This is a genomic window from Shewanella abyssi (assembly GCF_023284025.1).
Classification (GTDB): domain Bacteria; phylum Pseudomonadota; class Gammaproteobacteria; order Enterobacterales; family Shewanellaceae; genus Shewanella; species Shewanella abyssi.
In genome coordinates this window covers 80,602-88,923 of record NZ_JAKIKR010000017.1, presented here as the reverse complement: position 1 = coordinate 88,923, position 8,322 = coordinate 80,602, and the positions used below count along the sequence as shown (strand labels likewise).

Genomic DNA, 8,322 nt, shown 5'->3' with positions numbered 1-8,322 from the left:
AAGTGCGGAACGAGAAAAAGAACCTTGGTTGCTGGCAACCTCACTGTGTAGCAAGAGCGATAACGCTAAAAGCATTGTTAAGATTTATGCAACAAGAATGCAGATAGAGGAAAGCTTTAGAGACGTGAAAACAGGCTTAAAAATGAATGATAGTGGCTCAAGGCTCCTGCATAAACTAAGCGTTCTACTACTCATAGCCTGTCTATCTCAATTCATGCTTTACCTTCTTGGTTTGGCCGTCAAAGCTGCAGATAAGCATCGACAATACCAAGCAAACTCAATCAAACACCGGAATGTTTTATCAAACCAGTTTATAGGGTTAAGAGCCTACAAGGACAGGAATTTGAAGCTGCTGAAGTCTCATTGGCGAGTAGGGATTAAGACGCTGCAGGATTTAGTTAGGGAGCCACAAGCATCCTATTAAATTCGTGGGGATCCCTCAGACTCTGACCCCAATAGTTCCCTCGTTGAGCAAGTATGCCCGAAATAGTTCTAGCTCCAGCAGAGCCGCCACTTTCCTTATGTGCTATTTTCACTTCACTTTGAAGTTGAATATCACTCAAGCTTATGACATTAGATTTCGAGCGCCAATAACGGTAACTACTTCGATGAATTTCAAGCGCATCACAAATCTAAGTAACAGGGTAGCTCTGCTTTATATCATCAACAATTACAAATTGTTGAGTGAGTCCGATACCAAGAGAGCTGTAGCCTTTTTTAGGATGTCATTCTCCCTTTCCATCCGTTTGATTTTTCGTTCAAGCTCTTTTATCTTCAATAGTTCAGGCGTTATCGGGGTTGCTTTAGGGCTTTCGCCATTGCGCTCATCTCTGAGTTGACGAACCCACTTGTCCATTGTCGATTTACCGACTTCCATGGCATTAGCGGCTTCTGTAACAGAGTAGTTTTGCTCTACAACGAGTAATGCTGCTTCCAATCTAAATTCGGGAGTAAAATTACGTTTTATACGTTTAGTCATACGATCACCTAAATAATAATGAGGCTATAATATCAACCTCTAACTAGGTGGCCAAATTAACTATGCCACTTCAAAGCAGCGGAAGTGGTTTATACGCTGTGGCCAAAAAAGGCAACGAGAGCTGGAAAGAGATTGGGCAATGCTCTTTCGTGGTCATAAAGCTCTCCGCACTAGAGTGGGCATCTAAACTGACATTACGCTTCATACGGAACACGGTAAGCCTGAATCGCTCCCGTTGGGAAAGTTATCTGTGAAGATAGCCGATAGTGGTGCAGGTAAAGGAGGCTGGAGAAAGCCAAAGCTGCATTGTAATGATGCAGATACAGACCTTGTGTCTGTCACGAAAGTGAGCCCACTTCCAGCTGGTCTCCCGTTGCAAGAAAATTAGAAGAACTTTGTTAATGGAGAAACGCAAATGATGACTTCAACTGAAGTTAGTGCCTCTCCTTGCTTTCCTCAATGACAATCCATCGATTGGAAAGTCATAGAGCAGAAAGTATCAAAGCTTCAAGTTAGTATTGTAAAGGTAACCCCAGTGGTTACCGGGTAACGTAGTACGCCTTAGTGGAGGCTTGAGCCGTATGCAGTGAAAGTTGCACGTACGGTTCTTAGGAGAGCGGCACCTGGCAACAGGTGTCGCTTATCCGACCATAGTGAGTAACAGGCGGTAAGTGATACAGATAAGTAACTAGCCAGTTGGCTTACCTTTACTAATCCATTAATGGCACTAGCTGATCGCACTGGGCAACGCCTTTCTATCAATCGCACCTTTCGAACACATGTGCTCGTTTTTTCAGCTCCACTCTGATAGATTATTTATAAATCAATGGTTTTGCGAAAATTGGGCTTAGTTAATAGGTTAATTAAATGTGCATACGCGTTTTGCCAAATATACCCGAATGCACACTATACAAAGGTTAGGAGCCTAAATGACAATTTTGGTTCGAATCATAGTGATAGCACTTGTAGCTATGATTTCAGGGATCATAATAATTGCGGCTATTACGGTCTCAGGTTATGGGACCGTAGATTTTGATGATGTAAGTACCGTCACACCATATTCTGAAGTTGTGGGTTTAATTGTCACCTCTAAAGAGAAAGTTATCCTCCATGGATGGACGGAAGCGGATCATACAGTGGAAAAACCTGTTTTTTACTCATTTTCACTACCACCCGGAACCGATAATAGGTTTGTAAAGTCGCGAACAACTATTCCGGCTGGGCTACGGCTTGAAATAGTCGCTGTAGAAAAGTGTAAAAATTGTTATTTGGATTTTAAACCTAGAATAAAATTTAGAGTAAACCCTCGCAATCTTAAGACTGTTCATGAATTACCAATATACTTAGATGATTCATTTTTAGTCGAAGAGTGGGGTAAAAATAATGAGCCGATTACTTATGACTATAGTGTATTTGCAGTCGGTTCCTAACAAGCCAGCTGGCGGCGTTACACAATTCGGGACACATGAGTTATGGGAATATTCTCAAAGTTGTTTTCTAAGCCAAAGCCAATCACAAAATCTGTCGATGGTTTAGGTGAGTTTGAGTTTTTCAATAACGGCAAAGATAGATACTGGCAGGTTGAACGATCAGTAATGAATTTACCTCCGGAGTTTGATTTCGGTGCAATAAATGGAGATGTTCATACTATTGATAGCGCAGCAGCCTGATCAGCTATTCGCTTTGTTAACGGATGACTTTTTTGCAAAGGCACAAGCACAAGCACATTTTGATAAGTTATCCTTCGAAACCGTTCAAGATGAGTTTTACGTCAAATCACTCACTACAAGTAACGAATTAGAGTACGAGTTTGGGCTTCACTCAAGGTCTAAAGACATATTCATCGAGTTATTTGTCAGAGGTGGGAATGTAACAGAAGTGTATCTTGATGAAGGGTGTTGTGTAACAAAGTGATGTTGTTCGTTCCGGTGCTATATGGCTCGCTGCGCTCGCCGCAAATCACGTCGTTACCGCATATTTGATTACCCTACTTTCCCTAATGCCAATAGTCATTTTCAGAGTTTAAACTCTAAAACGTTTCTGTCCAGAAGTGCGTTAGAAGAGCAACCGTTAACCTTGTGAACACCAAGGGACTTTGTTTGACTAATTCCAATAGGAAAAGGCCTGTATTAACAGACCTTTTTTAGCAGATTTTACTTAATTAAAAAGTAGGCTTACTTATCAAAACGATTTTGCAGGTAATCAAATACTGCGCGAATACCAAAGGCTTCACCGCCGATTGGACGACCTGGTAGCTTGCGGTTGTTCCATGCCATCACATCAAAATGGCTCCAGCTAATATCTTTATCGACAAAGGCTTCTAGATAAAGTGCAGCGGTGATTGCGCCGCCGAACGGAGTTTTGCCGCAGTTAGCTAAATCGGCAATATCACTGCCTGTAAGCTCAATATATGGCTTATGCAGCGGCATGCGCCAAACAGGATCATTAACACTTAAACCGGATGCGGTAATGTCGGCGGCTACTTGGTCATCATTACTAAAGAAGCCAGGTAACTCAGTACCTAATGCGACACGCATAGCGCCGGTTAAGGTGGCAAAGTCGATCATTAGCTCTGGCTTGTCGTTGTTGGCTTCTGCAAGTGCGTCACATAAGACTAAGCGACCTTCAGCATCGGTGTTATCAATTTCAACTGTAATGCCTTTGCGGGTGGTAATAACATCACCGGGTCTAAAGGCATTCGCTGACACAGCGTTTTCAACAGCGGGGACGAGTACACGCAGACGAATAGGTAGCTTGTTAGCCATAATCAACTGCGCTAGACCAATCACATGCGCGGCGCCGCCCATGTCTTTCTTCATTAAACGCATGCCTGCGCCAGGTTTTAAATCGAGTCCGCCTGAATCAAAACACACGCCTTTACCGACCAGTGTCACTTTAGGTGCGGATTCATCACCCCAAGTTAGATCAATTAAACGCGGTGCGTTCTCGCTGGCACGGCCGACCATGTGAATGGTTGGGTAGTTCTGTTCAAGCAGTTCATCACCGACTATTTGGCTCAGTGTTCCGCCAAATTCTGTCGCCATTGCTGACATGGTATCTGCTAAATCTTGCGGCATCATATCGGCGGCTGGGGTGTTGACCAAGTCGCGCACTAATGAAACTGAGCGGATGAATTTGTTGGCCTCATCGGCTTGAGCTTGCGTTGGTACCACAAGCTGTGGGAATTGCTTATCGCTCTTTTTATAACGATCGAACTGGTAAGCGCCTAAGCCCCAACTAAAAGCGGCGGTTTTAACTTGCTTTTTATCAGCGTTTAATTGGTAATTCCCGGCGGGTAGTTGATTGACTAAATCACCGCAGAGCCAGTAAGAGTCGTCATTGTTGCTGACAAAAATGACCTCAGACAGTTCACCTTCAGTGTTTGGGATCAAGCATACGCCACTACCTGAAAACTGCGTTGTGGTTAACCAGTTAATAACGCTTTTAGCTTGCTGTTCGCGCCACTGTGAAAATGTTTCGCTGTTGAAAATGGAAAGGGGAATGCCTGAAACACCTGAAACGATGATATTACTCATGTAGGGACTCTTTATAATTAGCGACGAGTTTAAAAGATAGCCCTAAGAGTATCAGGCTAGTCACTTTCTAGAAAGAAAAGAGATGATTTAACAATGATTAAGTAAGAGGGTTTACGGCAAAGAAGATAAGCTGATTTGAGGCTATTTTGCAGGGCTATTGTGGGCTTTCACTCGGTTTTTAGTTGAGGTTCTGCGGGCATTGGCTTTGCGCTCAGACATGTTATTAAATGAGCTTGGCAATACATCGACGCCAACCATTTTCCCCAGCTTTAATACCAGTGGAATAGTGAGCGGAGCAAAAGGTAAAACGGCGAACACCCCTAGGCCTAAACCTTTTAGTAAGTCGGCAAATTGCTTATTGGCTTCGACTAACTCCTCTTTGCTTGCTTGTTTGCGGGTATAGCGTTTGTAAGTCACCAGCATCTCTTTGGTCTCTTGTTTTTCTTGAGACAAGGCTTCTTTAACAACTAGCATATCCAGTTTTAAACGCAGCCAAAAACGACGCCTTCCGATACGGAAAACGCGAATAGGGGCCTTGTGTAAAACCAGGTAGATATTCATGGGCGGGATTGTCGCATAGCAGCCGTATTAAACCTATTAAAGAAAGGTAAATAACAGTCAGTTTAGTTGGATTTAAACTGACCGTGAACTATATATCCCCATCCTACTTGAAGAAGCTCGTTTCAGTGGGAGTTTAATGGGCTTAAATCACAGGTTCATTGCTCCAGACTGAACCTAAGCACCTACATCCATGTCGGCGAGGCATTGATTGCCACGAATGGTCGCTCCCCTGAACAAATCAACAACACAGAGTAAAGCCCATTCTTAATATAAAAAGAATACCCATCGCAGAAGGCGTTGTGTAAGCGCACTTCGTTGTTGCACTAACCAGTGCGCAGACTGAGGATGCTTGATAACACGATAGGCTCTTGATAACGGCAAAATTGGCTGTCTTTTTTATCAATCGCGTAGATAGACATACGGTCAGCTAATTCATTACCTTCAATGCCGACATGGGCTGATACATGCTGAATTGAAAGCTGTTCTTTGATGCTGTCATACAGTTCGTGCGATTGCTGAATAATATCGAGGTTTTTGATATCTCCCGCCTTTTGGCGTTTCCAGCCCTTGGTTTTCCAACCATATGCCCAGTTAGTAATGCAATTAATTGAATATTGGGAGTCACTTAAGATCTGCACCGATTGGCTCTGTTTAATCGCTTTATCCGCTAAAAGCAGTGCTTGATGCAAGGCATTAAGCTCGGCTGAGTTGTTGGTACCATTGGCGTTGTACAAGCCATACCAGAGTTCTGTTAGCTCACCACTTTGATAGATAGCGACGCCGGAACCCGCTTTCCCCGGGTTTGGCTCGCAGCCTCCATCAGTAAAAATAGACACATCATATTGGCTCAAATCGATTGTTTTGCTGGCTTTTTCGGCTTTAGGGCTGGCGCTATTGGTGGTGGTTTTCTTCTGTGCTGCGCCGCCATAACTCGGCACGCGCTTAAATGCGGCTTCGGCTTCAGCTTTGGTCTTAAACGACTTATATTTTGCTTGCGGGAATTTATCAACCTGTTTTTTGGTGTGATCCCAGCTAGTGAAAATGCCGGTTTCGCGTCCTGCCCACACTACATAGTACTTTGTTGCCATCTAATTTTAATCCTTAACCACCCTTGTAAGGGCTGTTCTTATACTGATTGGTGTTAACTCTTTTTGCAGTGTGCTAGCAACTGCATAAAAAACTCGCTGCCCTTGCGCTCGGCGAAGGCAATATTCCGCTCAGGTATCGTTTCTGGGTCATCGTAGTTAGCTAATGCTAACTCCATGCTGACTTCGCGAATGATGTGCAGTGTCGGATAGGGTGAGCGGTTAGTATAGTTTGCTGCACTATCTTGTGGTTCACCCTCAAAACAGTAATCAGGGTGAAAACTCGCTAATTGGTATTGCCCTTCATAGCCCTGTTCAAATAATAGCTCTGTGGCGATATCAACAAGATCTAAATAGGGGTAGAAGCCCTCAAACCCGCGGGGTAAGATAAATAGAGTGGTTTCTACCTCTGTGTGCTCATCAAGATAAACACACTCCTCGATTAATGCCTGTAGCACTAGCTGCAGCTTTGACTCATCGATAACCGCATAGCGAATGCTGGCGCGTTCAACTTCACGTCGAGCAAAGGGGCAAATGTTGAACTTCATAATCACTTGCTTAACCCAATTTTCGGTTTGCGTAGCGACTTGTTGCAGTTCGGGACTGATATTATTGCTCATTACATACTGCCTATAGCCGGTTATGGCGCGATCATAGGGATGATTGAAAGCACAAGCAAGAGTGCCATGCTGACGTTAAATATTTTTTGCTGTTTTTGATTCTTTAGTATGCGTTTTAATGCCACGCCAAACCCTAACCAGACAAATGCACTGGGCAAGGCCACACAGAATAAGACACTGACGATAGTGATGATCTGTGGCGCAAGTGCTTGCTCCATTGTGGTAAAGGTGGCAATTGCGCCAATACCCATTATCCATGCCTTAGGGTTGACCCATTGAAATGCAGCCGCCTGGATAAATGTAAGCGGTGATGCTGTGGCTTTTCCCTTTAACTTATTACTGCTGTTGGCGATTAACCAAGCAAGATAGAGTAGGTAAGTGATACCGACATACTTAATGATGATATGCAGTACTGGATACAGTTGGAATAGGGTAGTTAAGCCTAGTCCTACCGCGAGCACCATGGCAGGAAAGCCAAAGCAAATGCCGAACAGATGCGGCAGACTGTGCTTGATACCAAAGTTAACTCCTGATGACATCAACATAATGTTATTGGGTCCGGGGGTTATCCCTGAAGAAAAAGCAAATAATGCGATTGCAAAAATAAGTTCCATTGAACTAAAAGCCGTAAAGAGTATATCGGTCTCTATTTTATCTCGGTCATCGTGCTTAGCAAAGCCAATACTGAAAAATCTTATTATGCGCACCCTATTTGAGTATCAGTAGCTTCACCTCGGTGATCGTAAGTTCACCTTAACCTGCTTTTTTGTTATTGAAAAAGAGTCGATTCAGTAAGCGTCGCAATCGAACGTATAGGCATGGTGATTGATACTGTTTATACCGATAATGGGTGCAATTGTTATTAGGTCAGGTTAGGTTAATGTTTAAGATGTTAACCTGTGACGTAATCTTAGAGATGGATTTTAAAACGCAATGATAAAAAATTATGTAGCAGTAATATTTATTGGTCTCATGGTGCTCACGGGGTGCAGTAGCTCTGCAGTCGCGGATCACCCCATTAGCACCACGATGGTATCCACTGGCGATCTGTCTCAGCTTAATCGTTCTGCAAAGGTATTTGGTTGGCATCCGACGATGTTTGCTGTTCATGCAAGTGATAAAGTCGATGAGCAAGTCGTTATTGCGCATATGCAACATGCCATTACACAGGTGATGCAAGCTAAGGGATACCGTCTTGCCACGACAAACGAAGTACCCAGTATTTTAATTGGCTTTGGTTTAGCGCTTGAATCAGAGATGAGTGATAAAGAGATCTTAAAAAGAGCAGGTTTAGTCGCAGGCCTATCAACTCAAGGCGTTGATGACAAATATGAGAAAGGCTCGGTGCTTGTTGCTATTTTTTCGCCACACCATCCAATGCCAATTTGGCGAGTATTAGCGCAAGGATTTACCGAACTTAATAAAAATCCAGCAGAAAGAGAACAGCGCTTTGAGCAGTTACTATCGACGATGCTAAAACCGCTACCCATAGTTAAGCCTCTATCGTGAGCAGCTATATACCCATCTTCAGGTAAGATGGG

The 8,322-nt window shown here is 43.5% G+C and carries 10 protein-coding genes; 4 read left to right on the top strand and 6 right to left on the bottom strand.

Going from position 1 to position 8,322, the window contains the following annotated elements; genetic code table 11:
- The coding region (locus L2755_RS09745; protein ID WP_248980496.1) for a transposase at nt 1-424 on the top strand (424 nt) is incomplete at its 5' end.
- A gap of 246 nt (nt 425-670) precedes the next feature.
- Here the strand turns inward: L2755_RS09745 and L2755_RS09740 are convergent.
- The gene (locus L2755_RS09740; protein WP_248980495.1) at nt 671-979 is read right to left on the bottom strand and encodes a transposase; all 309 of its coding nucleotides are present in this window, start codon (nt 977-979) and stop codon (nt 671-673) included.
- Between the two features lie 929 nt (nt 980-1,908).
- Between L2755_RS09740 and L2755_RS09735 the strand changes: the two genes are divergently transcribed.
- Nucleotides 1,909-2,409 carry a hypothetical protein gene (locus L2755_RS09735; protein ID WP_248980494.1) on the top strand — a complete coding sequence of 167 codons (501 nt, stop codon included), beginning with the start codon at nt 1,909-1,911 and terminating at the stop codon, nt 2,407-2,409.
- Nucleotides 2,410-2,451: 42 nt separating this feature from the next.
- Nucleotides 2,452-2,649: a hypothetical protein gene (locus L2755_RS09730; protein ID WP_248980493.1), complete on the top strand. Its 198-nt coding sequence runs from the start codon at nt 2,452-2,454 to the stop codon at nt 2,647-2,649.
- A 504-nt stretch (nt 2,650-3,153) separates the two neighbouring features.
- On the opposite strand, the gene L2755_RS09725 is transcribed toward L2755_RS09730, so the two are convergent.
- The 5 genes from L2755_RS09725 to L2755_RS09705 all read right to left on the bottom strand — a co-directional run bounded on the left by L2755_RS09725 (nt 3,154) and on the right by L2755_RS09705 (nt 7,395).
- Nucleotides 3,154-4,515, bottom strand: a complete 1,362-nt coding sequence (locus tag L2755_RS09725) for a leucyl aminopeptidase family protein (RefSeq protein ID WP_248980492.1) — start codon at nt 4,513-4,515, stop codon at nt 3,154-3,156.
- Nucleotides 4,516-4,656: 141 nt separating this feature from the next.
- Nucleotides 4,657-5,076, bottom strand: a complete 420-nt coding sequence (locus L2755_RS09720; protein ID WP_248980491.1) for a hypothetical protein — start codon at nt 5,074-5,076, stop codon at nt 4,657-4,659.
- A 323-nt stretch (nt 5,077-5,399) separates the two neighbouring features.
- On the bottom strand, nt 5,400-6,164 hold the full coding sequence (locus tag L2755_RS09715) for a ribonuclease H family protein (RefSeq protein ID WP_248980490.1): 765 nt from the start codon (nt 6,162-6,164) through the stop codon (nt 5,400-5,402).
- A 53-nt stretch (nt 6,165-6,217) separates the two neighbouring features.
- Nucleotides 6,218-6,781 carry a DUF1415 domain-containing protein gene (locus L2755_RS09710; RefSeq protein ID WP_248980489.1) on the bottom strand — a complete coding sequence of 188 codons (564 nt, stop codon included), beginning with the start codon at nt 6,779-6,781 and terminating at the stop codon, nt 6,218-6,220.
- Between the two features lie 20 nt (nt 6,782-6,801).
- Nucleotides 6,802-7,395, bottom strand: a complete 594-nt coding sequence (locus L2755_RS09705; protein WP_248980488.1) for a LysE family translocator — start codon at nt 7,393-7,395, stop codon at nt 6,802-6,804.
- 319 nt (nt 7,396-7,714) lie between these two features.
- Here L2755_RS09705 and L2755_RS09700 point away from each other — a divergent pair, with 319 nt between their 5' ends.
- The gene (locus tag L2755_RS09700) at nt 7,715-8,290 is read left to right on the top strand and encodes a DUF4136 domain-containing protein (protein WP_248980487.1); all 576 of its coding nucleotides are present in this window, start codon (nt 7,715-7,717) and stop codon (nt 8,288-8,290) included.
- Nucleotides 8,291-8,322 lie beyond the last annotated feature (32 nt).